Raw genomic sequence first — 22532 nt, 5'->3', positions numbered from 1 at the left:
GTTTACCGACATCGCGCTGAAGGGCGTCCCGCCGTGGCCAGCCATGGTCAGTTGCGCCTCCTGCGGGGCAGGGCGGTCACGCCCTCCGGCAGCGGGGGCAGTCCGGCGAAGGTGCAGACCATGTCCGACCACGCTTCCAGGTGGGACCGGATATCCGGTCCGGCGGGCGTCCAGGAAGCCCGCAATTCGATGTCGATCGAACCGGGCCGGTCCGAGAGGGTGCCGAAGCTCTCGGACAGGACCCTGGTGGCCGTCCCGCCCGCCGCCCGGTAGGGTGCCCGGTGGTTCTCCAGCGCTTCGACGAGCCAGGTCCACGCCACCGAGCCGAGCATCTCGTCGTTTCCCATTTCCGGCTCCAGCTGGGCGCGGATGTAGGTCACGATCCGGAACTCCCCGTCCCACACCGCTGATCCGTCAGGGTCGTAGAGCAGGATGAAGCGGCCGGTGGCGAGTTCTTCGTTGTCATCGTCAACGGTGCCGGCGGCGCGGACGAGCGCCGCGGACACCGGCCCGTGCACTGCTGCCGGTGCCGGGTGCGGGACAGGCCCGATGACCTCAGCGCCAAGGGCCACCGCAAAAGGTGCCAGCCTTGAGGGCGCGGGGATCTCGTCCAGGTGCAGCTCACTGCGGCATCGTGCTTTTCGAAGGGATCCCAGTGCGGTAAGGAACTCCGCGGGAACCTGGTCGAGTGCGTTCACATTCGCAGGTTACGCAAGATGTGGCGCCGATCCCGGCAGGCTCGCCGCCCCGGACGCCCGCTCAACCGGCCGCCAGCTCCCGTTTGATGGCGGCGACGAACGAATCCACGTCCTCTTCGCTCGTGTCGAACGAGCACATCCAGCGCACTTCCCGGGCGGCTTCGTTCCAGTCATAGAAGCGGAAGGATTCCCGCAACCGGTCCGCAACGCCCTCGGGCAGGATGGCGAACACTCCGTTGGATTCCGTCTTCTGGGTGGGCTCCACGCCGTCGATCGCGTCCACGGCAGCGCGCAGCCGGGCAGCCATCGCGTTGGCGTGCCTGGCTGACCGCAGCCACAGGTCGCCCTCGAGCAGCGCGATGAACTGGGCGGACATGAACCTCATTTTGGAGGCCAGCTGCATGTTCATCTTGCGCAGGTACACCAGGCCGTGGGCGGCCTCCGGGTTCAGTGCCACCACCACCTCGCCGAACAGCAGCCCGTTCTTGGTGCCGCCGAAGGAGAGGATGTCCACACCGGCGTCGCGCGTGAACGCCCGCAGCGGCACGTCGAGGTGGGCTGCTGCGTTCGCCAGCCGGGCGCCGTCCATGTGGAGCTTCATGCCCTTGGCATGGACGTGGTCGGCGATCGCGCGGACCTCTTCGGGTGTGTAGCAGGTGCCAAGCTCGGTGGTCTGGGTGATGGATACGGCCAGGGGCTGGGCGCGGTGTTCGTCGCCCCACCCCCAGGCTTCCCTGTCGATCAGCTCCGGAGTGAGCTTGCCGTCAGCGGTGGGGACCTGGAGCAGCTTGATGCCGCCGATCCGCTCGGGCGCTCCGTTCTCGTCCATGTTGATGTGCGCCGTCGATGCGCAGATCACCGCGCCCCAGCGGGGGAGCAGGGACTGGAGGGAGAGCACGTTGGCTCCGGTTCCGTTGAAGACCGGGAAGCATTCGATGCCTGCGCCGAAGTGCCCTTCCATCAGAACCTGCAGCCGGGCGGTGTAGTCGTCTTCGCCGTAGGAGACCTGGTGCCCCTCGTTTGCTGCTGCCAGTGCCGCCAGGACTTCGGGGTGGACGCCTGAGTAGTTGTCGGAGGCGAAGCCCCGGACGGCGGGGTCGTGGAGCCGTGCCGCGGTGGCGGCAGGGGCAGTTTCAACTGTGGTTGTCATCGCTTTGGTCACGCTTTCAGTCTAGGGATGTCCGCGGTCAACGGCTAAGGAGCAGCCGCTGGCCGTTCAGTTCCGCCGCGGGGGCGGTGAAGAGTCCGACGGCGGCGGCGGCCAGATCCGCAACGTCGGTATAGCCGGGGAAGCTGCGGCCGGGGGACTTGGCGCGCATCCCGGGGTCCACGAGGCCTCTGACGACAAAGATGACCGCGGCGCTGTGCTGTTCGCCGCTGCTGCTGCGCGTTTCCGTGCTGAAGCCCTCGGCCACCGCCAGGGTCCAGGCTTCGGCGGCGGCCTTGGCCGCAACGTAGCTGGCGCCGGCCGCCGTCGGGGTGGCTACTGCCGTGGAGGTAACCATGGCAAAACGGCCGGTGTCGGAGGCCGCGAGGTCGTCGTAGAACACCCGCGTCACATTCCTCAGGGTGGTGATGGCGCCGCGTTCCAGGAAGTCCCAGTCCTCGTCAGTCTGGTCCGTGATGCCGCTGGCGCCGCGCCAGCCGCCCACAAGGTGTATGACGCCGTCGACCCTTCCGGCACTGCCGGAAATCGTGGCGTGCAGTGCCCTGACATTCGCCAGGCTGGCGAGGTCGCAGGTCAGCGGAACGACGCCGTCACCTGCTTCCGCAGCGGCGGCCCCGATCCGGGGGCCGTCCGAACCGACAGTGAAGACCGTATGGCCGGCTCCGCGCAATGCGCGTGCCGTGGCGATCCCGGACGGTCCGCTGCCGCCGGTGACCACAACGTTCAATGGGCGTCCGGCACTCATCCGGCGTTCAGTGCCCGGGTGGAGCCGCCGTCGTTCGTCGCTGTTCCGGTGTCCGACGTCCCGGTGATGCCGGCCGTGGATTCGATGACCGGGCGCATCTTCTTTTCGAGTGCCTCGTAGAACATGGACAGCGGGAATTCGTCGTCGAGCACCTGGTCCGTGAGGCCGCGTGGTGGTCCGTCCAGCGGGAGGGCAGCGGGCCCCTTGGCCCAGACGGAGGCCGGGTGGGGTGTGACTGTACCGGAAATCAGCTCATAGGCCGCGAGCCAGTGGGCCGCCTTGGGACGGTCGATCGAGCGCCAGTACAGCTCCTCGATCCGGGCGCCGAGCTCAACCACCACGTCCGCAGCCTCATCCCAGTCGATGCTGAGCTTGCTGTCGGTCCAGTGCAGGACACGGTGCTGGTGCATCCAGGCGAACAGCAGCTGTCCGCCGAGGCCGTCATAGTTGCGGACCCGGCTGCCGGTGATGGCGAAGCGGAAGATCCGGTCGAAGATGACGGCGTACTGGACCAGCTTGGCGTGCCGGCGTGCTTCCGGATCGGCGTCTTCGTCCTTTTCGATCTTCACGGATTCGCGGAAGGCTGTCAGGTCGCAGCGGAGTTCCTCCAGGGAGTACAGGAAAAAGGGCATGCGCTGCTTGATCATGAAGGGATCGAACGGCAGGTCGCCGCGCATGTGCGTGCGGTCGTGGATGAGGTCCCACATCACGAAGGTTTCCTGGGTGAGCTTCTGGTTTTCGAGGAGTTCCGCGGCTTCGGCCGGCAGTTCCAGGCGGGTGATGTCGGCGGCCGCCCGGAGGACCCGGCGGAAGCGGGCCGCCTCCCGGTCCGCGAAGATGGCGCCCCAGGTGAAGGTGGGCGTTTCCCGGACCGCGACGGTTTCCGGGAACAGCACGGCCGAGTTGGTGTTGTAGCCCGGGGTGAAGTCCAGGAACCGGATCGGAACGAACAGCTTATTGGAGTAGTCGCCCTCCTCGAGGCCGGCTATGAACTCCGGCCAGATGACCTCGATGAGGACGGCCTCGACAAGGCGGCTGCTGCTGCCGTTCTGCGTGTACATGGGGAAAACCACCAGGTGCCGCAGCCCGTTGACCCGGTGCTGCTGCGGCTGGAAGGCGAGCAGCGAATCCAGGAAATCCGGCACGCCGAAGCCGCGGGCGGCCCACCGGCCGAAGTCGCGGACGAGGAGTTCAAGGTAGCGGGCGTCGTGCGGGAACTCGGGGGCAAGCGCCTCCACCGCTGCGGTGATGGTGCCGACGTGTCCGGCGGCGGCCGCATGGTCAGCGGCGTCGGGCACCGAACCGTCCTGGGTCTGGAGAGCCTGCAGGGCGGTGGCGGCGGCCTTGAGCCGTACCCACTCCGGGTGGTTTTCGGTGAGCAGGCCGGGTGCGGTGAGAGCGGTCGTAGTCATGGTCGGCGATCGCCTTTCTGGTTGCTTGGAGCTTCTACGGCGAGCGTAGCAAGCAAACAGTTCTTCTAATGCAAAATATGCCTGAGCATAAGTAAGTCTTGGGCAAGTGGCTCAGCAAGCCTGCCCCAGCTATAGCGGTGGGCGTGGCTGCCTGTCCCGGCGCTCGCTTGATGGGAGCCCGGCGGTGGCCCGCTGCGTAACTGGCCACCGCGGGCGCCGGGGCGGAACGGACTACTTGGCGGAGTCGTCCGCCGTAACCAGCTTCAGCGAGACGGAGTTGATGCAGAAGCGCTGGTCTGTGGGGGTGCCGTAACCCTCGCCCTCGAACACGTGGCCCAGATGGGAATCGCAGTTGGCGCAGCGGACCTCCACCCGGTCCATGCCCATGGTGCGGTCATGGATGTAGCGGACGGTGCCGTCTGCAAGCGGGGCCCAGAATGACGGCCAGCCACAGTGGGAATCGAACTTTTCATTGCTGGTGAACAGTTCCGCACCGCAGGCGCGGCAGTTGTAGACACCCGCCGTGTGGGTATCCCAGTACTCGCCCGTGTAGGGACGCTCGGTCCCGGCCTGGCGGAGCACCCGGTACTCCTCCGGAGTCAGCTCCCGGCGCCATTCCTCGTCAGATTTTTCAACCGGCGGAGTGGTGTTTTCGGTTCCGGGTGCGGCGCCGGGGGACGGGATGGGCGCGACTTTTGGCCTGTTGCTAAAGATGCTCATAGCTTCAATAACGCTCAGGAGTCCCCGATAAATCCCGAACCTGCGTACAGGTGCAGCACGGGCAGTCCCAGCTGGTCCTGGGCCTTGTTGGCCCAGTCGGTGTGGAACGTGTCCGCGATGGCGTGCGGGCGGGTAATAACGACAGCCTGGCCTGCCCCGAGTTCCTTGACCTTGGCCACCAGGCCCTGGACGGCGCCACCGTCCACTACTTCGCCGGTAACTCCGCTGCCGATCCCGGCCAGCGCGTTGAGCGACACCGCCAGGGTCTCGGCGGCGGCGGCCCGTTCCGACGCAGGGTCCGGGGAATGCGAGGTCAGCTCCCGGAAGGCCTTCGCGACGTCCAACAGGGACAGGTTTTCGAGGAAGTCGACCAGGAGGTGCCGTTCGGTGTTGGCCGGCACCAGCACGACCAGGGGCGCGTCACCCCCGTCCACCAGTCGTTCGATGTTCACGCGGTCGTCCGCACCCAGCGGCTCTTCTGTCAGAATGACGATTGGATCGCTCATGTCCTCAGCCTAGTCCCGGCCTGACCATCCCGCACGGATTTCGTCCGGGAGGGCCCGCAGCAGTAAGAATGGATCCATGGCATCCATTCCGGGGCTGCGCCCGGCCACCATAGCGAATCCGCCCCTGGCAACGGGCAAGGTCCCCTCCACCCCTGAAGCCGGCATGTCCTCGAGCGCCAAGTGGGCCCTGGGTGGCGTCATCGCAGGAGGTGCCGCCGCTGGCCTGCTGGGCGCCGGATCCTCGGCGCTCGCACTCTACTTTGCCCGGCGGGTCATCACTCCGGTGCGGGTCCGGGACGAGAACCAGGAAGTACTGGCTGTCATCCGTGCCGCGGGAGGCCTCCAGGTCATCCTTGCCGCGACAGACGACGCCACCGTGCAGGGCGTCTACGGGCTGTTCTTCGACGGCGGCCGCGGCCACGCACGGATCGGCAGGATCATTTCGTATTCACCTGCGGAACGCACGGTCCTGCGCGAAGTCGAAGCGGTGTATGCCGGCGACCTCACCACCGCCCGCCGCGGCTACTGGAGCGGCGCCGCCTACCCGGATGCGGCTTCCATCGGACTGTCGGCCGAGGATGTACAGATCGACGTTGAAGGCGGGATCGCCCCGGCCTGGCTGGTGCGAGGGGCTCCGTCATCGGACATCTGGGCCATCATGGTCCACGGCCGCGGCGCCAGCCGGCAGGAATGCCTGCGCGCCCTGCGGCCGGCTCAGGAGCTCGGCATGACAAGCCTGGTGATCTCCTACCGCAACGACGGCCTGGCGCCGTCGGCCCCTGACGGGCGCTACGGCCTGGGCTCCACCGAATGGCGCGACGTCGAGGCAGCGATCAGCTTCGCCGTCGCCAACGGCGCAAAGGAAGTAGTGCTGTTTGGGTGGTCCATGGGAGGCGCGATCTGTTTGCAGACGGCCGACCTCTCCCGGCACCACCAGCGGATCCGGGCCATGGTGCTGGACGCACCGGTGGTGGACTGGGTCAATGTCCTGGCGCACCATGCGCAGCTGAACCGAATCCCGTCCGCGGTGGGACGCTACGGGCAGCTGATGATGAGCCACCCGCTGGGCCGCCGCCTGACCGGGCTGGCGGCGCCGGTGGACCTGAAGTCGATGGACTGGATCTCCCGGGCCGTGGAACTCAGGACCCCCACGCTGATCCTGCACAGCGTCGACGACGAATACGTCCCCTACGGACCGTCAGCAACCATTGCGGAGAAAAACCCGGAGATGGTCACCTTCGAGACCTTCCGGGACGCCCGGCACACCAAGGAATGGAACGTCGATCCGGAGCGCTGGGAAGGCCTGGTCACCGCGTGGCTGCGGCGGCAGCTGGCCCCGCGGGCCAATCCGGGTTCCCGCTCCCGGGAGCGCGATGACGCCGGACCGCGCCACGCACCGGACGCCCCGGGGACAACCGCCGGCCCTGCCGCTAACGGTCCGGAGTAACTTTCGGCCCGGTCCCGATGCGGGCCGTAACTGCACCGGTGAGCCGCACGAGGTGGTCCGGACCCAGTTCGATGTCCAGGCCGCGCCGGCCGCCGGAGACCAGGATGCTGTCCTGGCCCAGGGCGCTCTCATCCAGGACTGTGGGGGAAGGCTGGCGCTGGCCCAGCGGGGAAATTCCGCCCAGCACATAGCCGGTCCTGCGCTGGGCCGTGGCCGGATCCGCCATGGCGGCCTTCTTGCCGCCGAGCGCAGCGGCAATGGCTTTCAGGTCAAGGTTTCCATTGACCGGGACGATCCCCACCGCGAGCCTGCCGTCGACCTCCACCATGAGCGTCTTGAAGACCTTGGCCGGATCCACGCCCAGGACCTCGGCGGCCTCCATGCCGTAGCTGGTGGCCGAGGGGTCGTGGGCGTACGGATGCAGTACAAAAGGAACGCCGGCTGCAGCGAGTGCTGCTGTAGCCGGCGTTCCTTGGGAAACCTGTTTGCGCGCCATGGGGTGCCTGGGCCGCGGCTCAGGCTTTCAGCGCGGCGGAGGCAGCGACCTTGCGCTTGATCCGGCCCAGCATGGCCGTCATTCCCCGCATGCGCAGGGGAGTGATGGCACGCGTGAGCCCCAGTAGTTCGGGCATGTCGTCCGGCACCGCCAGGATCTCGGAGGCCGTCAGGCCGTCGAGTCCCTCATGCAGGACACCGGCGAAGCCGCGGGTGGTGGGGGCTTCCGGCGGCGCCTTGAAGAACAGCCGAAAGTTTTCCGGAGAACCAGCATCCGGCCGTTCCGTCTCAATGGTCAGGAACAGGGGCGACTGGCACTCCACGACCTGCTCCAGCAGTTCCGGATGGTCCTTCAACCGGTCCGGAAGCTCAGGGAGCCCCTGCGAGAACTCCAGCAGCAATTGCAGCCGCTCGGGTTCGGTAAGGGCCTGGAAGTCGTCAACTATTTCCGCCAGTGCGGCGGGAAGGGCTTGGTTACTCATCGAGTCCAGTTTACGCCGGTACCGTGCCGCGCTCGGTGCCCTTGGCGATCGGCACGCGGACGGCGTTGCCCCACTCGGTCCACGAGCCGTCATAGTTACGCACGGTGTCGAAGCCCAGCAGGTACTTCAGGGCGAACCAGGTGTGGCTGGAACGCTCGCCGATGCGGCAGTACGCCACAACGTCGTCGCCCGCCGTGAGGCCGGCTTCGCCGAGGTAGAGGGCTTCGAGTTCGCCCCGGTTACGGTACGTTCCGTCGCCGGCCGCCGCGCGGGCCCAGGGAATCGAGGCCGCCGTGGGGATGTGGCCGCCGCGCAGGGCGCCTTCCTCGGGGTAGGCAGGCATGTGGGTGCGCTGGCCGGTGTACTCCTCGGGGGAGCGGACGTCGATCAGCGGCTTGCCGAAGTGCGCCAGCACGTCTTCCTTGAAAGCGCGGATCGGGGCATCGTTACGCTCCACCTCGGGGTATTCGGCGGGGGAGGGAACAGTGACGTCCGTGGTCAGCTTGTGGCCTTCGGCGATCCACTTGTCCCGGCCGCCGTCGAGCAGGCGGACGTCCTCGTGGCCGAAGAGGGTGAAAACCCACAGGGCGTAGGCGGCCCACCAGTTGGACTTGTCGCCGTAGATGACCACGGTGGAGTCACGGGAGATGCCCTTGGCAGCCGCGAGGGCCGCAAACGCCTTGCCGTCAACATAGTCGCGGGTGACCTCGTCGTTCAGGTCGGTGTGCCAATCGATCTTGACGGCGCCCGGGATATGGCCGGTTTCGTAGAGCAGAACATCTTCATCGGACTCAACCACCACGAGTTTGCCGTCGGCGACGGCGCCGTTTTCAATGGCCTCTGCGAGCCATTCGGTGGACACAAGGCGTTCCGGGTTCGCGTACTCGGCGAACTTTTCATTCTGTTCAACGGGGTAGGACATAGGGATGGCCTTTCACTGAAACGGTCAGGGGACCCATGCCGCCGGGAGGCGTCGCTGCGGCCGGGCCAGTTCCAACACTAGCCACGGGCCGGAAGTATTGCGCCCCTGCGTTCACAGAGGGAAATATGGCATTCGTCACGTGGGCTGTCCGCCCTATGAAGCCGGCGCCGCATTGCCGGTATCCTTTCTGGGGACACGAGACCAGCAGAACGGACCACCTTGGTACAGATCGAACAGCTCTCCGCGCGGACACCGGCGGTTTCCGTGGATGAACTCCTCAAGGGTTTCTATCCCTCGCCGCGCTTCGGGGAGGTTTCCTTCGGCAGCTACCGGCCGGACCCCTCACAGCCCAGCCAGGCCGGAGCAGTGACCGCGCTGTCGTCCTTCGCGGAGGGCGTCGGAGCCAACGGCAGCTCCGGTCTGTTCAAGAAGCTGTTTGCGAAGAAGGACAATTCCCGCGCGGGCATCTACCTCGACGGCGGTTTTGGCGTGGGCAAGACCCACCTCCTGGCGTCCCTGTGGCACGCGTCCCCGGGTCCCAAGGCTTTCGGCACGTTCGTTGAATACACCAACCTCGTCGGCGCGCTCTCGTTCCGCAAGACGGTGGAAGCCCTCAGCCACTACAAGCTGGTGTGCATCGATGAGTTCGAGCTCGACGATCCTGGCGACACGGTCCTGATGTCCCGGCTGATGCGGGAACTGGCCGACGCCGGCGTCAAGCTCGCCGCGACCTCGAACACGCTTCCCGGGTCGCTCGGCGACGGACGGTTCGCCGCCGTCGACTTCCAGCGCGAGATCCAGGTGCTGGCGGACCAGTTCGACGTCGTCAGGATCGACGGCGAGGATTTCCGCCACCGCGGACTCCCGGCAGCGCCGGCTCCCCTGAAGAACGAAGACCTGACGCACCACATGCAGGCGGAGTTCCATGGAAAGACGGTGGCCCGGGACGACTTCAAGACCCTGATCAACCATCTTGCGGGTGTCCACCCCAGCCGGTACCGGCAGCTCCTGGCCGGAATCGAAGGCGTGGTGTGGCGTGACGTCGAAACCATTACCGAGCAGGCTGTTGCCCTGCGCTTTGTGGTGTTGGCGGACCGGCTCTACGACAAGGATGTCCCCATCCTTGCGAGCGGCGTCCCCTTTGACCAGCTCTTCACCGACGAGATGATGACCGGCGGCTACACCAAGAAGTACTACCGGGCGGTTTCCCGGCTGACGGCGCTGGCCCGCGAGGGGCAGAACCACGAACCGTCCTAGCTTTTGAACACGGCCGTTGAACACGGCGCTTGAACGCCGTGCCCAGGCACCGCTTTAAACGCCAAAGGTGCCGGCGCCGCCTCACGGCGGGACCGGCACCTCGCTGACGTTCCTGGGTTAGAGGCCCTGCTGCCGGGGTTCCCCGGCTACAGGTGGCTCTCCGGCGACGGGAGGTTCTTCGACAGGAGCCGTGTCCGGCTTCGGGTCGACCTTGTCCACGAGGCCGGTCGCGCCCTTCTGGACGGTATCGATCTTATCGGCGTACTTTCCGCCGGTCTTTGAGTCGATGAAATCACCGGCTTTGCCGATGCCGTCCTTGATGGCCTGTTCATTGCCACCAACCAGTCGCTGAGCCTTGCCCTTCAGATCGTCAAGAATACCCACGGGCACCTCCCTTCTGTCGCGGAGCCAGATCGCTCCTCCGCCTTCGATCCTAGCCCCGTACCCTGGACGTGCCAAGGGCAGGGCCAACGGCACGGCCAGCGGCAGGATTAGGGTCTGTCCAGGGTCTTGAGGCCCTATCAAGGGCCGGGTCGGCGGATTCGGGCAACAAAAAAGCAGCTCCGGGGAGCTGCTTTGTGGTGGGCGATACTGGGATCGAACCAGTGACCTCTTCCGTGTCAGGGAAGCGCGCTACCGCTGCGCCAATCGCCCGCGCCCGGAAGAATCCGGCGGGAACATCCGGCGTAGCCGGGGTGTTGCGACATTAAAGAAAAGAGAGCGGACGACGAGATTCGAACTCGCGACATCCACCTTGGCAAGGTGGTGCTCTACCAGCTGAGCTACGTCCGCACATGAAGCACGTACCGGTGCTACCGGCCGTTCAACAACAAGCAAGTTCCCTTGCTCTGGTGGGCGATACTGGGATCGAACCAGTGACCTCTTCCGTGTCAGGGAAGCGCGCTACCGCTGCGCCAATCGCCCAAATGTTCTCCGGGGTTAACCGGAAACCAAGGTTTTCACCGAGGTGGGTACGGGATTCGAACCCGTGTATACGGCTTTGCAGGCCGCTGCCTCGCCTCTCGGCCAACCCACCGTGTAAGCCAGATTCCTGGGAATCTTTGCCTTGACAGTGTCCTGCGAGCGGACGACGAGATTCGAACTCGCGACATCCACCTTGGCAAGGTGGTGCTCTACCAGCTGAGCTACGTCCGCATTATTGTCAGCATTTCCGTGCCGCATTCGGCATTTCCTCGCGTTCCAACGAGTAAGAACTCTATAGGAGGTTCAGGGAACTTACAAATCGGGAGCGCGCCGACGACGTGTGATGGCTCCGCTTCCTTGAAATCTAGCGGATTTTGCTAATTACAGGGGTGTCATTAGGCGGGGGCGCCCCACTGGTGCCACTCATGCTTAGGCGACGCAATCGGACGCTGCGCGGGCGTCGAACGGCCCGATTTCCAAATGCCGCCGGGGTGGGCTAGCATTCAATGGCATTGGGGCGATTGGCGCAGTGGTAGCGCGCTTCGTTCACACCGAAGAGGTCACTGGTTCGAACCCAGTATCGCCCACCAATGAATGGCCCGTTCCGCTGAATCAGCGGAACGGGCCATTTCGCTTTTTGGGTTGCCCGGTCCCTTCAGCACTTCACGCACGTATTCCTGTCAGCCCTTCATGAAAGAGTATTTGCATGACTGATCCACTCCTTGCCCACGCCACGGAATACGGCCGGATGTATGCACGCTCAACATCCGACGCATTCTCCGTTCCGTCCATTACGACGGTCATCGGCCAGCAGCCGCACGGCCTTGACGGCTGGTTCGGGTACATGGGGGCGAACAGCCTTGCCAACGATCCGGCGCTCCCCGCCATCCTGGGAAGTCCGGCCAAAGTCCGCCAGGCGGTCAGCCGGGCGGCCAAAGCCGCAGAAACCTACCGCGACGACGCCGCGAAGCGCGGGGACCGGGTTCACAACTACTGCGAACAGGTTGCGCTCAGGGCCCTCGGCCGGCCCCATCAAATGAAGGAAATGCGGGAGGCGCTGGCGGCCAACGGCGAGGAAGCCTTTGCTGCCCGCTTCGATGAGTGGTGGGAACTCTTCGGCGTGGAGCCCATCGCACCGGAAGTCACGGTCTGGAACAAAACGGTGGGCTACGCAGGCACCCTTGACCTTGTGGCAAAGATCAACGGCAGGACCTGCATCATCGACTACAAGACCAAAGGCACCACCCGGGACGGCGCCGTCAAGCCGCTGGACGACAAAGTGGTGATGCAGCTGGTGGCAGGGATGAAAGCCGAGGAAAGTCTGGTTGATCCCGTTGCGGGGGAGTGGGAGCCGTGGAAGCACGGTGATTCCCCGTTGCTGCTGGCGGTCGCCGTGGGCGAAACTGAGGTCCGGCCGATGCGGGCCAACCCGGATGTGCTCAAGCACCACTGGTGGAAGTTCTGCTCCCTCCGCCGGGTCTGGGAGATGTCTGCTGACACGGTCAGCGCCGGGACGGCACTGCTTCCGGTGGCGCCGCCGGCGCTGCCGGTAGCAGCGCCCGCGCTGCAGGCTGTGCCCGGAAGGTAGCGGGCCAACTAAACTGGACTGGATCCCGTAGCGCCCACCAAAGGACAGATTGCACATGGCCATTTTGAGTATCCGCATCATCGGCGACCCCGTGCTGCGCACAGTGGCCGATCCCGTGACGGAATTCGGGCCGGAACTCGCAAAACTGGTTGCCGACATGACGGAAACCATGGAGGACGTCGACGGCGCGGGCCTGGCCGCGCCGCAGGTCGGGGTGAGCAAGCGGGTTTTCACCTACCGCATCGGCGGCATGGAGGGCCACATCATCAACCCCGTGCTGGAGAACAGCGACGACTTCCAGCCCGATGAGGTGGAAGGCTGCCTGTCCATCCCGGGCCTTGGCTTTCCCGTCCGCCGCCGCCGGGCCACCCGCGTGACCGGCGTCGACCTGCACGGCAACCCCGTCTCCGTGGATGGCGAGGGCATGCTTGCCCGCTGCTTCCAGCATGAAACGGACCACCTCGACGGCATTCTCTTCACCGACAGGCTCGAAGGCGAAGACCGCAAGGCCGCGCTGCGCTCCATCCGCAATGCCAACTACGACGCCATCACCGAAAAGACGACGTCGAAGCGGGCGAAGACCGTGGGCTCCAGCTTCGGTGGCGGAAGCTTTGGCAGCGGCAGTTTCGGCGCCGGCGAGTGAGGGTACTCTTTGCCGGCACCCCGGCTGTCGCCGTACCGTCCCTCAACGCATTGCTACAGGCCGGCTTTGACGTCGTTGCCGTGCTGACCCGGCCGGATGCGCCGATTGGGCGCAAACGCGTGCTGACGCCGTCGCCCGTTGCCGCGCGCGCCGCCGAACTGGGTATTGAAGTGATCCACGCCGCCAAAGTGGATGCGGATGTCACGGCAAGGATCGCCGGAGTCGCGCCGGATGTCGCGGCGATCGTCGCGTACGGCGGCCTGATTCCGCGCGCGGCCCTGGACGTTCCACGGCACGGCTGGATCAACCTGCACTTCTCGCTGCTGCCCGCCTGGCGCGGTGCTGCGCCGGTGCAGCGCGCCGTCATGGCCGGCGATGACATCACCGGCGCTGTCACGTTCCTCCTCGAGGAAGGGCTGGACACCGGCCCCGTGTTCGGCACCCTCACCGAGGCGGTCCGCCCGGAGGACACCGCCGGTGATCTCCTGGAGCGCCTCTCGCATAGCGGCGCGGTCCTGCTGGCCCAGACTCTTTCTGCAATTGAGTCCGGGCGGGCTGCAGCCGTCCCCCAGACGGGGGACGTGTCCCTGGCGCCCAAACTGGGCATCGACGACGGCCGGATTGACTGGCACGAGCCTGCCCTCGCGATTGGGCGCAGGGCCCGCGGTGTCACGCCCGAACCCGGCGCATGGACCACGCTTGAAGGGCAGCGCGTCAAACTCGAACCGGTGGTGCTCCGCGCCGAGGGCCCGGAACTGAAGCCGGGGCAGGTGCTGCTGGACGGAAAGAGCGTGCTGGTAGGGACGGGGTCCCACCCTGTTGAGCTGACGCGGATACAGCCCTCGGGCAAGAAGATGATGGCCGCCGCTGATTGGGCGCGCGGACAAGCTGCACTGGAAGGCGTGGTATTCGAATGAGTGAGTCCGGAACGGGCGGCAGCAGCCGCGGCAGGGATCCCCGGCACGGGAAAACAGCCGGCGGAGGGCAGTCCGGCGGCAGCCGCCATGGCAGCCAGCGGGACGCCCAGGGCCGGGAGCGCAACCGCGGCCCGAAGCGGAACTTCACCGAGAACGCCCCCTCCCAGCGCACCCGCCGGGCTGATCCGGCCCGCCTGGTGGCTTTTGAAGTGCTGCGCGCCGTCGCCTCGGACGATGCCTACGCCAACCTCGTGTTGCCGGCCCGGATCCGCCACCACGGGCTGGACAAGCGGGACGCCGGGTTCGCCACGGAGCTGAGCTACGGGGCCCTGCGCGGCCAGGGAACGTATGACGCCGTCCTGGCCCGCTGCGTCGACCGCCCGCTGGACCAACTGGACCCCGCCATCCTGGACGCCCTGCGGATCGGCGCCCACCAGCTGCTGGCCATGCGCGTCCCCGCCCACGCTGCCCTGGACCAGACCGTGGGGCTGGCCCGCGCCGTCATTGGCGCCGGGCCCTCTGCGCTCATCAACGCGGTACTCCGCAAAGTCTCCGCCCACACCCTCGAGGAGTGGCTGGAGCTGCTCCTCAGCGACGAGACGGACGAGACCCGGATCGCCTCCATCCGCTACGCCCACCCGGAGTGGATTGTCCGCGCGTTGAGGCAGTCCCTCGTGGCACACGGCCGCTCCGTCACCGAAATCAACGAACTCCTCGAGGCGGACAACGCAGCCCCGGTGGTGAACCTCGTGGCGTTGCCCGGGCTGGGCAGCCTGGACGAGGCGCTGGAAGGCGGAGCAACCGCAGGCGAGCTCGTGGAAGGATCGGCGCTCTCCAGCGGCGGAGACCTGGGCCGGCTGGCGTCGGTGCGCGAAGGCAGCACCAGGGTCCAGGATGTGGGCTCGCAGCTGGTGGCCCGCGCCATGGCCGCCGTGGACCTGGCGGCCGTCGATGGGGAGCGTGCGCACCTGGCGGCCACTGGCCAGGCCGGCGAAAAATGGCTGGACCTCTGCGCTGGACCGGGCGGCAAGGCGGCGCTGCTGGGTGCCCTCGCCCGGGAGCAAGGCGCCACCCTGCTGGCCAATGAACCCGCACCACACCGTGCCAAGCTGGTGCGGCAGGCACTTTCCGCGGTTCCGCACGAGGTCTGGCATGTCCGGACCGGGGACGGCCGCGACGTAGGAACGGAAATGGCGGAGACTTTCGACCGCGTGCTGGTGGACGTCCCCTGTAGCGGGCTCGGTGCCCTGCGGCGTCGGCCCGAGTCGAGGTGGCGGCGGACCCCCAAGGACCTCGCGGACCTTGGCCCGCTCCAGCGCGAGCTGCTCAAGTCGGCGCTGGATGCCGTCCGGCCCGGCGGCGTGGTGGCCTACGTGACCTGCTCACCGCACCCCGCCGAGACAACCGCCGTCGTCACCGATGCGCTGCGCAAGCGCGATGACCTCGAACTGCTCGACGCCGGCGCCGCCCTGGACAAGGTGAGCCTGCCCGGCCACCTTGAAGCCGGGCATGAACTGACGGCCCAGCTGTGGCCCCACGTGCACCGGACCGACGCCATGTTCCTGGCCCTCATCCACAAGAAACCCTGATCCCTCCGCCCTTTGTGAAAGGAGCCGACATGGCTCAGTGCTGCATCAACCCCAGCATCCTCTCCGCCGACTTCGTCAACCTCGAGGCGGAGCTGCGCAGAATCAGCAACGCCGATGCCGTCCATGTCGACGTCATGGACAACCACTTTGTGCCGAACCTGACCCTCGGCCTGCCTGTGGTCCAGCGCATCCAGGCCGTCAGCCCGGTGCCGCTGGATGCGCACCTGATGATCGCCGACGCGGACCGCTGGGCACCGGCTTACGCCGATGCCGGCGTCGCCTCCGTGACGTTCCACGTCGAAGCCTCGATCGCGCCCATCAAACTGGCGCGTGAACTCCGGGCCCGCGGCGCGAAGGCCGGAATGGCACTGCGCCCCGGCACCCCGGTGGAGCCGTACCTGGACATGCTGTCCGAACTGGACCTGCTCCTGATCATGACCGTGGAACCGGGTTTCGGCGGCCAGTCATTCCTTGACCTCACTCTCCCCAAGATCAGGCGGGCCCGGGCAGCCATCGATGGGTCCGGCACCGGCGTGGCGCTGCAGGTGGACGGCGGCATCACCGAGGAGACGATCGTCCGGGCAGCCGAGGCGGGCGCCAACGTCTTCGTCGCCGGGTCCGCCGTGTACGGCGCGGACGACCCCGCAACGGCGATTGACCGACTCAGGGCCGCCGGCTCGCGCCCGGTTTCGGCCGGGGCGCATGCCGTCCCGGAATCATGACGGAGTCTGACGGGAATAGCAGGACCAGTCATTCAGTTGTGACAGAATAACAACACACATACGTGCTCCGGGGTCGGTGTAAGTCCGAACCGGCGGTGACAGTCCGCGACCCGCGAGCCGGCACAGCTCCTATCCAGGAGCTGTTCCGGCGGACGGTTGAACCGGTGAAATTCCGGTACCGACAGTTAAAGTCTGGATGAGAGAAGCACGTACAGCTGTTACTGCAGCGCCCTTCCGGCGGTGCGGTACTGCGCTGTCGTATACCCCCGGAGCCGACGCGGTTCTTGAGGGAAGGAACGACGAACGCTTTGACGCCGCAGACAACAGCCATGTTCAGCGCTGCCGAGATCGATGCCATGGAGGCCGCCCTCGACGCGGCCCTCCAGGGTCCCCGCGGGGCAAACCCGCTGGTGGGCGCCGTCGTCGTCGGATCCAACGGCCAGCGGCTGGTGACCGGATACCACCGCGGCGCCGGGACCGCCCACGCGGAGGCAGACGCCATTGCCCAAGCAGGCATGAAAGGCATCGACCTCGCGGGGTCCACCATGGTGGTCAGCCTGGAACCCTGCAACCATTGCGGGCGGACGGGGCCGTGTGCCCAGGCCATCATCGACGCCGGCATCGCGTCCGTGGTGTACGCCGTGGACGACCCCCACGATCCTGCCGCGGGCGGAGCCGCAACGTTGCGGGCCGCCGGCGTCGACGTCCGTTCCGGGCTGTCCGCCCGGGCCGCCTTCGAGCTGAACCGCCGGTGGTTTGAGGCCGTCATCGCCAAGCGCCCCTTCGTCACCCTCCACATCGCCCAGACGCTGGACAGCCGCATCGCGGCAGCGGACGGCACCAGCCAGTGGATCTCCAGCCCGGAATCCCTCGCTGACAACCACGGACTCCGCAGCCGGGTTGATGCCATCCTGGTGGGCACCCAAACACTCCTGGTGGACAATCCCCGGCTCACCGCCCGGGACGCCTCGGGCGAGACGGCCGGGAGCCAGCCGCTGCGGGCGGTCATGGGGCTCCGCGGAATTCCCGACGACGCCGCCATCCACGGGGACGACGGCCGCGTGCTGCACCTGCCCACCCGCGACCCGAACGAGGCCCTGGAGCAGCTCTTCTCCGCCGGCGTCCGGCACGTCATGGTGGAAGGCGGTTCCCGGATCCTGAGCGCCTTCCTCGCCGCAGGACTCGTGGACGAACTGATCGTCTACCTGGCACCCACCTTGCTCGGATCCGGTACGGCAGCGCTCGGTGACCTCGGCATCACCACCCTGGCGGAGGCCCAGTGCTGGGAATGGGATGCGGCGTCCGGGGGAGCCGTGCAGACCCTCGGCCGGGACCTGAGGCTGCACCTTTTCCCGGGGCATCCCGAACCTGCCGGGCTGGCAGTCGATGCCGGCACCGAACTTTTCCCATCCGAAATCCACCCACCCGAACCCTTACCGCACCGCACCGGCGCGGGCACCGCCACAGGAGGCCACTGATGTTTACCGGAATTATTGCCGAACAGGGCAAGGTCCTGTCCGTTCAACGCAACGGCGACGTCAGCGCCACTGTGCGCCTGCATGCGCCCGGCAGCACCGAGGGACTGGCACTTGGCGGCTCCGTGGCCGTCAACGGAGTGTGCCTGACCGCCACCGCCATTGACGGCAAGGACTTCAGCGTCGACGTCATGGGCGAGACCCTGGTGCGGAGCACCATCGGAGAGCTCGACGCCGGCGACACCGTCAACCTGGAACGCTGCGTTCCTGCCGGCGGACGCCTGGACGGACACGTTGTCCAGGGACACGTGGACGGGGTCGGCGAACTCCTCGAACGCGAGGGCCTGGGCAATTGGGACCGGCTGCGGTTCGGCGTGCCTGTACGGCTGGCACGCTACATCGCCGAAAAGGGCTCCATCGCCGTCGACGGCGTCTCCCTCACCGTCACGGCCGTCAGCGACGCCTCGGAACCGGCCCCGTGGTTCGAGGTGGGCCTCATCCCCACCACCCTCGCCGAAACCGGGCTGGGGGCGAAGAGCCTCGGCGGCAGGGTCAACCTTGAAGTTGATGTGCTCGCCAAGTACACCGAGCGCCTGCTCGCCTTCGCCGGCGGCGCTGCCACCGGCGCTGGAACAGGCAACGTGGCTGCAGGATCGGGGGATTCAAAATGAGCCAGGTCAAGCACACCCCCGAACTGCGCACCGGAGAACTGGGCGCGAGGACCGGGCTGGACCCGATCGAAGTCGCCGTGCGTGCGATGGCTGCGGGCCGTCCGGTCCTGGTAGTGGACAACGAGGACCGTGAAAACGAAGGCGACATCATTTTTGCCGCACAGCATGCCACCCCCGCCCTGATGGGCTGGACCGTCCGGTACAGCTCCGGGGTGATCTGCGTACCGCTCGACGGCGCCCGCGCCGACGCCCTGCTGCTGCCGCCCATGGTCGAGGTCAATGAGGACTCCAAGGGCACTGCCTACACGGTGTCCTGCGATGCCGCCGTCGGCGTCAGCACGGGAATCTCCGCAACGGACCGGGCGCTCACGGCACGGGTGCTGGCGGACCCCGGGAGCAGTCCGGGATCAATCACCCGTCCCGGGCATGTTTTTCCGCTGCGCGCCGTTAACGGTGGAGTGCGTGAACGTCCTGGCCATACCGAGGCGGCCGTGGATCTGTGCCGGCTTGCCGGACTGGAACCGGTGGGCGTGATCGCGGAGGTTGTGTACGACGATGGAGAAATGATGCGCCTGGACGGACTTCGCGGCTTCGCAGCAGAACATGGTTGCCCCCTGATCTCGATCGAGGATCTGGTGGCATACCTGGAAGCAGCGCAGACCACCGGACAGGCAGCGGTCCCGGCAGGGAGTGAGGAGATACGATGACGACTTCAGAGGCACGAAACGAGGTCAGGGCCGAGCGCGGGACCCACCCGGTGAGCGGGGGGCCCATCGTCCAGCTGCCCAGCGAGTTCGGGGAATTCGTGGCACAGGCCTGGACAGACCTGGTGACCGGCGCGGAGCACCTCGCGATCAGCTCCCCCCTCCCGCCCGTCGACGGAAAGGCGCCGCTTGTGCGGCTGCACTCGGAGTGCCTGACCGGAGACGTCTTCGGCTCCTACCGCTGCGACTGCGGTGAACAGCTGGCGTACGCGCTCGAAAAGATCAATGAAGAGGGCGGGACCCTGCTGTACCTGCGGGGCCAGGAAGGCCGCGGCATTGGCCTGGCCAACAAGATCAAGGCCTACGCGCTGCAGGAGGCCGGCTTCGACACCGTGGAAGCCAACGAGCACCTGGGCCTGCCTGTTGACGCGCGGCGATACAACGCCGCCGCGCAGATCCTGGCTGAGATGGGCCTCCACGATGTGCGGTTGCTGAGCAACAACCCGGACAAGCAGAACCGCCTGGCGGATGCCGGCGTCAACGTGGTGGAAATGGTCCCCACGGAGGTTCCGTCGCGCGAGCAGAACATCCGTTACCTGCAGACCAAGAAGGACCGGATGGACCATCGGCTGGTCCTCGACACCCAGACGGCGGAGCCGGTGACGGCGCTGCCGGCGGCCGGCCAGGGCCCGTTCCAGCACGAGCAAGACTGACCCGAACACGACTGACCCCAACACGTCTGACCAGATACAGAAACGAACCAGGAGACTTTAATGAGTGGACACGGCGCACCGGAGATTGACCTCACCGCCCTCGACCCGGCGGAGACGTCGCAGCTGAAGCTGGCCATCGTGGCCGCCAGCTGGCACACCCAGATCATGGACGGACTACTGGACGGCGCGCTCCGCGCCGCGAAGGACGCCGGCATCAATGAACCCACTGTCCTGCGGGTGCCGGGCAGCTTCGAGCTCCCCGTGGCCGCCGCCCGGCTTGCCAAGCACTTCGACGCCGTCGTGGCGCTCGGCGTCGTGATCCGCGGCGGCACGCCGCACTTCGAATACGTCTGCGAGGCAGCCACGATGGGCCTGACCGACGTCAGCGTCAACACCGGCGTACCCGTTGGCTTCGGCGTGCTCACATGCGATACCGAACAGCAGGGCCTGGACCGTGCGGGCCTTCCCGGCTCCTCCGAGGACAAGGGCCACGAAGCCGTCACCGCTGCGCTGGCCACCGCCGTTACCCTCAAGCAGTACCGGTAGGCGTTCCGCCTTGCTTGCTCCGGTGCCGCGTTTGTTGTGCATTGCCTCACATCGGCGCCGTCATGGAACGGCCCGACAGGCGGGGTCTGGCCCGGAGCAAGTAGGCTGGAGGGCGTGAAGAATTTCGAGACGCTGTTCGCAGAACTGAGTGAGAAGGCAGCCACCCGTCCGGCAGGCTCCCGCACCGTCGCAGAATTGGAGTCCGGAGTCCACGGCATCGGCAAGAAGGTCGTGGAGGAAGCCGCCGAAGTCTGGATGGCAGCCGAGTACGAATCCGACGAGGCCGCAGCCGAGGAAATCTCCCAGCTCCTGTACCACCTGCAGGTTCTGATGCTCGCCAAAGGCCTGACCTTGGAAGACGTCTACAAGCATCTGTAGCCATGCTGAGCGTGGCCGATTGCCTGTAACCAAGACTTCCTAACCCAGAAAGACCCCTCATGCTGCGAGTTGCCGTCCCCAACAAGGGATCCCTGTCCGAAGCGGCTTCGGCCATGCTGTCCGAAGCCGGATACCGCCAGCGCCGCGATACCCGCGAACTGGTCATGGTGGACCCGGACAACGACATTGAATTCTTCTTCCTCCGCCCGCGGGACATTGCTGTCTACGTCGGCCGGGGCACCCTCGACGTCGGCATCACCGGCCGCGACCTGCTGCTCGACGCCGAGGTGGAAGCCGAAGAGCTGCTGCCGCTGGGCTTTGCCGCCTCAACGTTCCGCTTCGCCGGCCCGGTGGGCGATTTCAGCGCAGCTGACCAGCTGGAAGGCAAACGCCTGGCCACCAGCTACGACGGCCTCCTGCGCGGCTACCTCGCCGAGCGCGGCATCAACGCCAAAGTGGTCCGCCTGGACGGCGCCGTTGAATCATCGGTGCGCCTCGGCGTCGCCGACGCGATTGCCGACGTCGTCGAAACCGGCAACACGCTCAAGGCTGCCGGGATGGAGATCTTCGGCGAACCGATCCTCAAATCGGAAGCAGTGCTGATCCGCCGCACCGGCCAAGGCACGGCGAACGGCACGGCCAAGGAGATCGAGGTGCTGATCCGGCGCCTGCAGGGCGTGCTGGTGGCCCGGCAGTATGTCCTGATGGACTACGACATCCGCAAGGAACTCGTGGAGCAGGCCGCGGCACTGACGCCCGGCCTGGAATCGCCCACTGTCTCGCCGCTGCGCGATTCGGAATGGGTTGCCGTCCGGTCCATGGTTCCCAAGAAGGAAACCAACCGGATCATGGATGAGCTCTATGACCTGGGCGCCCGCGCCATCCTGGTCAGCAGCATCCACGCCTGCCGGATCTGATCCGGGCCCGTCCAACGGCCCTCACCGAATCCCTCCAGCGAATCCTCAGGAGTAATCATGGCTGTAGCAGTGCGCGTCATTCCGTGCCTGGACGTTGACGCCGGCCGCGTGGTCAAGGGCATCAATTTCGAGGGCCTCCGGGACGCCGGGGACCCCGTTGAGCTGGCGCACCGCTACGACAACGGCGGAGCCGACGAACTGACGTTCCTGGACGTGACCGCGTCATCGGGCAACCGCGAGACCACCTTCGACGTGGTCCGCCGCACCGCCGAGGAAGTCTTCATTCCGCTGACTGTTGGCGGCGGTGTCCGCGGCGTCGCCGAAGTGGACAAGCTCCTGCGCTTCGGGGCGGACAAGGCCTCCATCAACACGGCTGCCGTCGCCCGGCCTGACGTCATTGACGAAATAACCAGGCACTTCGGCTCGCAGGTGCTGGTGCTCTCGGTGGACGCCCGGCGCACCCGCCCCGGATCCGAGCCGACGGCGTCGGGTTTTGAAGTGACCACGCACGGCGGCCGGCAGGGGACCGGCATTGACGCCATCGCGTGGGCACGTGAGGCCGCGGAGCGCGGCGTCGGCGAAATCCTGCTCAACTCCATCGATGCGGACGGCACCAAGGACGGCTTCGACATCGAACTCATCCGCCTGGTCCGCGGTGCAGTCAGGGTGCCCATCATCGCATCCGGCGGCGCGGGCAAGCCCGAACACTTTCCGCCTGCTGTCGCGGCCGGGGCGGACGCCGTCCTGGCGGCGTCGATTTTCCACTTCGGACCCGACGACATGATTTCGCAGGTCAAGACCGCCATCCGTGCGGCGGGCTTCGAAGTCCGTTAGCCAACAGCCTTAACAACAACGCGGGGCCACGTGCGCCGTCATCCTTTGACCGGATGGCG

Annotated in this window: 25 protein-coding genes, 6 tRNA genes and 1 riboswitch; of the genes, 16 read left to right on the top strand and 15 right to left on the bottom strand. The window is 66.7% G+C overall.

Annotation, left to right across the window (positions count from 1 at the left end; genetic code table 11):
• Window positions 1-47: 47 nt before the first annotated feature.
• The 6 genes from AC1DRE_RS14880 to AC1DRE_RS14855 all read right to left on the bottom strand — a co-directional run bounded on the left by AC1DRE_RS14880 (window position 48) and on the right by AC1DRE_RS14855 (window position 5249).
• A complete protein-coding gene (locus AC1DRE_RS14880) occupies window positions 48-698 on the bottom strand; it encodes a DUF3000 domain-containing protein (RefSeq protein ID WP_476985318.1) in 651 nt (216 codons plus the stop codon).
• 61 nt (window positions 699-759) lie between these two features.
• Window positions 760-1848 (bottom strand): threonine aldolase family protein, encoded by a 1089-nt coding sequence (locus AC1DRE_RS14875; RefSeq protein ID WP_476985369.1) that lies wholly within the window; start codon window positions 1846-1848, stop codon window positions 760-762.
• Window positions 1849-1885: 37 nt separating this feature from the next.
• The gene (locus tag AC1DRE_RS14870; RefSeq protein WP_476985317.1) at window positions 1886-2611 is read right to left on the bottom strand and encodes an SDR family oxidoreductase; all 726 of its coding nucleotides are present in this window, start codon (window positions 2609-2611) and stop codon (window positions 1886-1888) included.
• A complete protein-coding gene (locus tag AC1DRE_RS14865) occupies window positions 2608-4023 on the bottom strand; it encodes a DUF6421 family protein (RefSeq protein WP_476985316.1) in 1416 nt (471 codons plus the stop codon). Before AC1DRE_RS14865 ends, AC1DRE_RS14870 begins: the two co-directional genes overlap by 4 nt.
• Before the next feature lie 231 nt (window positions 4024-4254).
• A complete protein-coding gene (gene msrB, locus AC1DRE_RS14860) occupies window positions 4255-4743 on the bottom strand; it encodes a peptide-methionine (R)-S-oxide reductase MsrB (RefSeq protein ID WP_476985315.1) in 489 nt (162 codons plus the stop codon).
• A 14-nt stretch (window positions 4744-4757) separates the two neighbouring features.
• On the bottom strand, window positions 4758-5249 hold the full coding sequence (locus tag AC1DRE_RS14855) for a hypothetical protein (RefSeq protein WP_104174929.1): 492 nt from the start codon (window positions 5247-5249) through the stop codon (window positions 4758-4760).
• Window positions 5250-5412: 163 nt separating this feature from the next.
• On the opposite strand from AC1DRE_RS14855, the gene AC1DRE_RS14850 reads away from it, so the two are divergent.
• Entirely contained in the window at window positions 5413-6696 is a 1284-nt protein-coding gene (locus AC1DRE_RS14850) for an alpha/beta hydrolase family protein (protein WP_476985368.1), read from the top strand.
• Here the strand turns inward: AC1DRE_RS14850 and ybaK are convergent.
• From ybaK to AC1DRE_RS14835, 3 genes are read right to left on the bottom strand one after another with little or no spacing between them, the layout of a single operon-like run.
• Window positions 6680-7192 carry a Cys-tRNA(Pro) deacylase gene (ybaK, locus tag AC1DRE_RS14845; RefSeq protein WP_476985314.1) on the bottom strand — a complete coding sequence of 171 codons (513 nt, stop codon included), beginning with the start codon at window positions 7190-7192 and terminating at the stop codon, window positions 6680-6682. The two genes, AC1DRE_RS14850 and ybaK, sit on opposite strands and share 17 nt — an antisense overlap.
• A 19-nt stretch (window positions 7193-7211) precedes the next feature.
• Window positions 7212-7673, bottom strand: coding sequence for a SufE family protein (locus AC1DRE_RS14840; RefSeq protein ID WP_476985313.1), 462 nt, complete (start codon window positions 7671-7673; stop codon window positions 7212-7214).
• Between the two features lie 10 nt (window positions 7674-7683).
• A complete protein-coding gene (locus tag AC1DRE_RS14835; protein ID WP_476985312.1) occupies window positions 7684-8595 on the bottom strand; it encodes a sulfurtransferase in 912 nt (303 codons plus the stop codon).
• A 219-nt stretch (window positions 8596-8814) separates the two neighbouring features.
• On the opposite strand from AC1DRE_RS14835, the gene zapE reads away from it, so the two are divergent.
• Complete coding sequence (gene zapE / locus AC1DRE_RS14830; RefSeq protein WP_476985311.1) at window positions 8815-9852, top strand: cell division protein ZapE; 1038 nt, start codon at window positions 8815-8817, stop codon at window positions 9850-9852.
• A 117-nt stretch (window positions 9853-9969) separates the two neighbouring features.
• Here zapE and AC1DRE_RS14825 read toward each other — a convergent pair whose 3' ends face one another.
• The 6 genes from AC1DRE_RS14825 to AC1DRE_RS14800 form a co-directional block, all read right to left on the bottom strand.
• Entirely contained in the window at window positions 9970-10236 is a 267-nt protein-coding gene (locus AC1DRE_RS14825; RefSeq protein WP_104174924.1) for an antitoxin, read from the bottom strand.
• A 195-nt stretch (window positions 10237-10431) separates the two neighbouring features.
• Window positions 10432-10506, bottom strand: a tRNA-Val gene (locus tag AC1DRE_RS14820).
• Window positions 10507-10571: 65 nt separating this feature from the next.
• Window positions 10572-10644: transfer RNA gene (locus tag AC1DRE_RS14815), tRNA-Gly, on the bottom strand.
• A 57-nt stretch (window positions 10645-10701) separates the two neighbouring features.
• Window positions 10702-10776: transfer RNA gene (locus tag AC1DRE_RS14810), tRNA-Val, on the bottom strand.
• 41 nt (window positions 10777-10817) lie between these two features.
• Window positions 10818-10888, bottom strand: a tRNA-Cys gene (locus AC1DRE_RS14805).
• Between the two features lie 46 nt (window positions 10889-10934).
• A tRNA-Gly gene (locus AC1DRE_RS14800) sits at window positions 10935-11007 on the bottom strand.
• A gap of 284 nt (window positions 11008-11291) precedes the next feature.
• Between AC1DRE_RS14800 and AC1DRE_RS14795 the strand changes: the two genes are divergently transcribed.
• The 14 genes from AC1DRE_RS14795 to hisF all read left to right on the top strand — a co-directional run bounded on the left by AC1DRE_RS14795 (window position 11292) and on the right by hisF (window position 22473).
• A tRNA-Val gene (locus AC1DRE_RS14795) sits at window positions 11292-11366 on the top strand.
• Between the two features lie 116 nt (window positions 11367-11482).
• A complete protein-coding gene (locus AC1DRE_RS14790) occupies window positions 11483-12364 on the top strand; it encodes a PD-(D/E)XK nuclease family protein (protein WP_476985310.1) in 882 nt (293 codons plus the stop codon).
• 55 nt (window positions 12365-12419) lie between these two features.
• Entirely contained in the window at window positions 12420-13007 is a 588-nt protein-coding gene (gene def / locus AC1DRE_RS14785) for a peptide deformylase (protein WP_476985309.1), read from the top strand.
• On the top strand, window positions 13004-13924 hold the full coding sequence (gene fmt, locus AC1DRE_RS14780) for a methionyl-tRNA formyltransferase (protein WP_476985308.1): 921 nt from the start codon (window positions 13004-13006) through the stop codon (window positions 13922-13924). The genes def and fmt overlap by 4 nt, the downstream gene beginning before the upstream one ends.
• Window positions 13921-15513 carry an RsmB/NOP family class I SAM-dependent RNA methyltransferase gene (locus AC1DRE_RS14775; RefSeq protein WP_476985307.1) on the top strand — a complete coding sequence of 531 codons (1593 nt, stop codon included), beginning with the start codon at window positions 13921-13923 and terminating at the stop codon, window positions 15511-15513. The genes fmt and AC1DRE_RS14775 overlap by 4 nt, the downstream gene beginning before the upstream one ends.
• 29 nt (window positions 15514-15542) lie before the next feature.
• Window positions 15543-16235 carry a ribulose-phosphate 3-epimerase gene (rpe, locus tag AC1DRE_RS14770; protein WP_104174919.1) on the top strand — a complete coding sequence of 231 codons (693 nt, stop codon included), beginning with the start codon at window positions 15543-15545 and terminating at the stop codon, window positions 16233-16235.
• 58 nt (window positions 16236-16293) lie between these two features.
• Window positions 16294-16448, top strand: a riboswitch (FMN riboswitch).
• A gap of 116 nt (window positions 16449-16564) precedes the next feature.
• On the top strand, window positions 16565-17713 hold the full coding sequence (gene ribD / locus AC1DRE_RS14765; RefSeq protein ID WP_476985367.1) for a bifunctional diaminohydroxyphosphoribosylaminopyrimidine deaminase/5-amino-6-(5-phosphoribosylamino)uracil reductase RibD: 1149 nt from the start codon (window positions 16565-16567) through the stop codon (window positions 17711-17713).
• Window positions 17713-18381 (top strand): riboflavin synthase, encoded by a 669-nt coding sequence (locus AC1DRE_RS14760; protein WP_476985306.1) that lies wholly within the window; start codon window positions 17713-17715, stop codon window positions 18379-18381. The genes ribD and AC1DRE_RS14760 overlap by 1 nt, the downstream gene beginning before the upstream one ends.
• Window positions 18378-19088 carry a 3,4-dihydroxy-2-butanone-4-phosphate synthase gene (gene ribB / locus AC1DRE_RS14755; protein ID WP_476985305.1) on the top strand — a complete coding sequence of 237 codons (711 nt, stop codon included), beginning with the start codon at window positions 18378-18380 and terminating at the stop codon, window positions 19086-19088. Before AC1DRE_RS14760 ends, ribB begins: the two co-directional genes overlap by 4 nt.
• Window positions 19085-19798 (top strand): GTP cyclohydrolase II, encoded by a 714-nt coding sequence (gene ribA / locus AC1DRE_RS14750; protein WP_476985304.1) that lies wholly within the window; start codon window positions 19085-19087, stop codon window positions 19796-19798. The genes ribB and ribA overlap by 4 nt, the downstream gene beginning before the upstream one ends.
• A gap of 60 nt (window positions 19799-19858) precedes the next feature.
• Window positions 19859-20344 carry a 6,7-dimethyl-8-ribityllumazine synthase gene (ribH, locus tag AC1DRE_RS14745; protein WP_476985303.1) on the top strand — a complete coding sequence of 162 codons (486 nt, stop codon included), beginning with the start codon at window positions 19859-19861 and terminating at the stop codon, window positions 20342-20344.
• A 114-nt stretch (window positions 20345-20458) separates the two neighbouring features.
• Window positions 20459-20722: a phosphoribosyl-ATP diphosphatase gene (locus AC1DRE_RS14740; protein ID WP_028270786.1), complete on the top strand. Its 264-nt coding sequence runs from the start codon at window positions 20459-20461 to the stop codon at window positions 20720-20722.
• A gap of 59 nt (window positions 20723-20781) precedes the next feature.
• Window positions 20782-21639: an ATP phosphoribosyltransferase gene (gene hisG, locus AC1DRE_RS14735; protein ID WP_476985302.1), complete on the top strand. Its 858-nt coding sequence runs from the start codon at window positions 20782-20784 to the stop codon at window positions 21637-21639.
• 57 nt (window positions 21640-21696) lie between these two features.
• Window positions 21697-22473, top strand: coding sequence for an imidazole glycerol phosphate synthase subunit HisF (hisF, locus tag AC1DRE_RS14730; RefSeq protein ID WP_476985301.1), 777 nt, complete (start codon window positions 21697-21699; stop codon window positions 22471-22473).
• The last annotated feature ends 59 nt before the right edge of the window (window positions 22474-22532 follow it).

It is taken from the genome of Arthrobacter sp. P4_H3, assembly GCF_056400885.1.
This window is presented reverse-complemented; position numbering and strand designations above follow the sequence as displayed.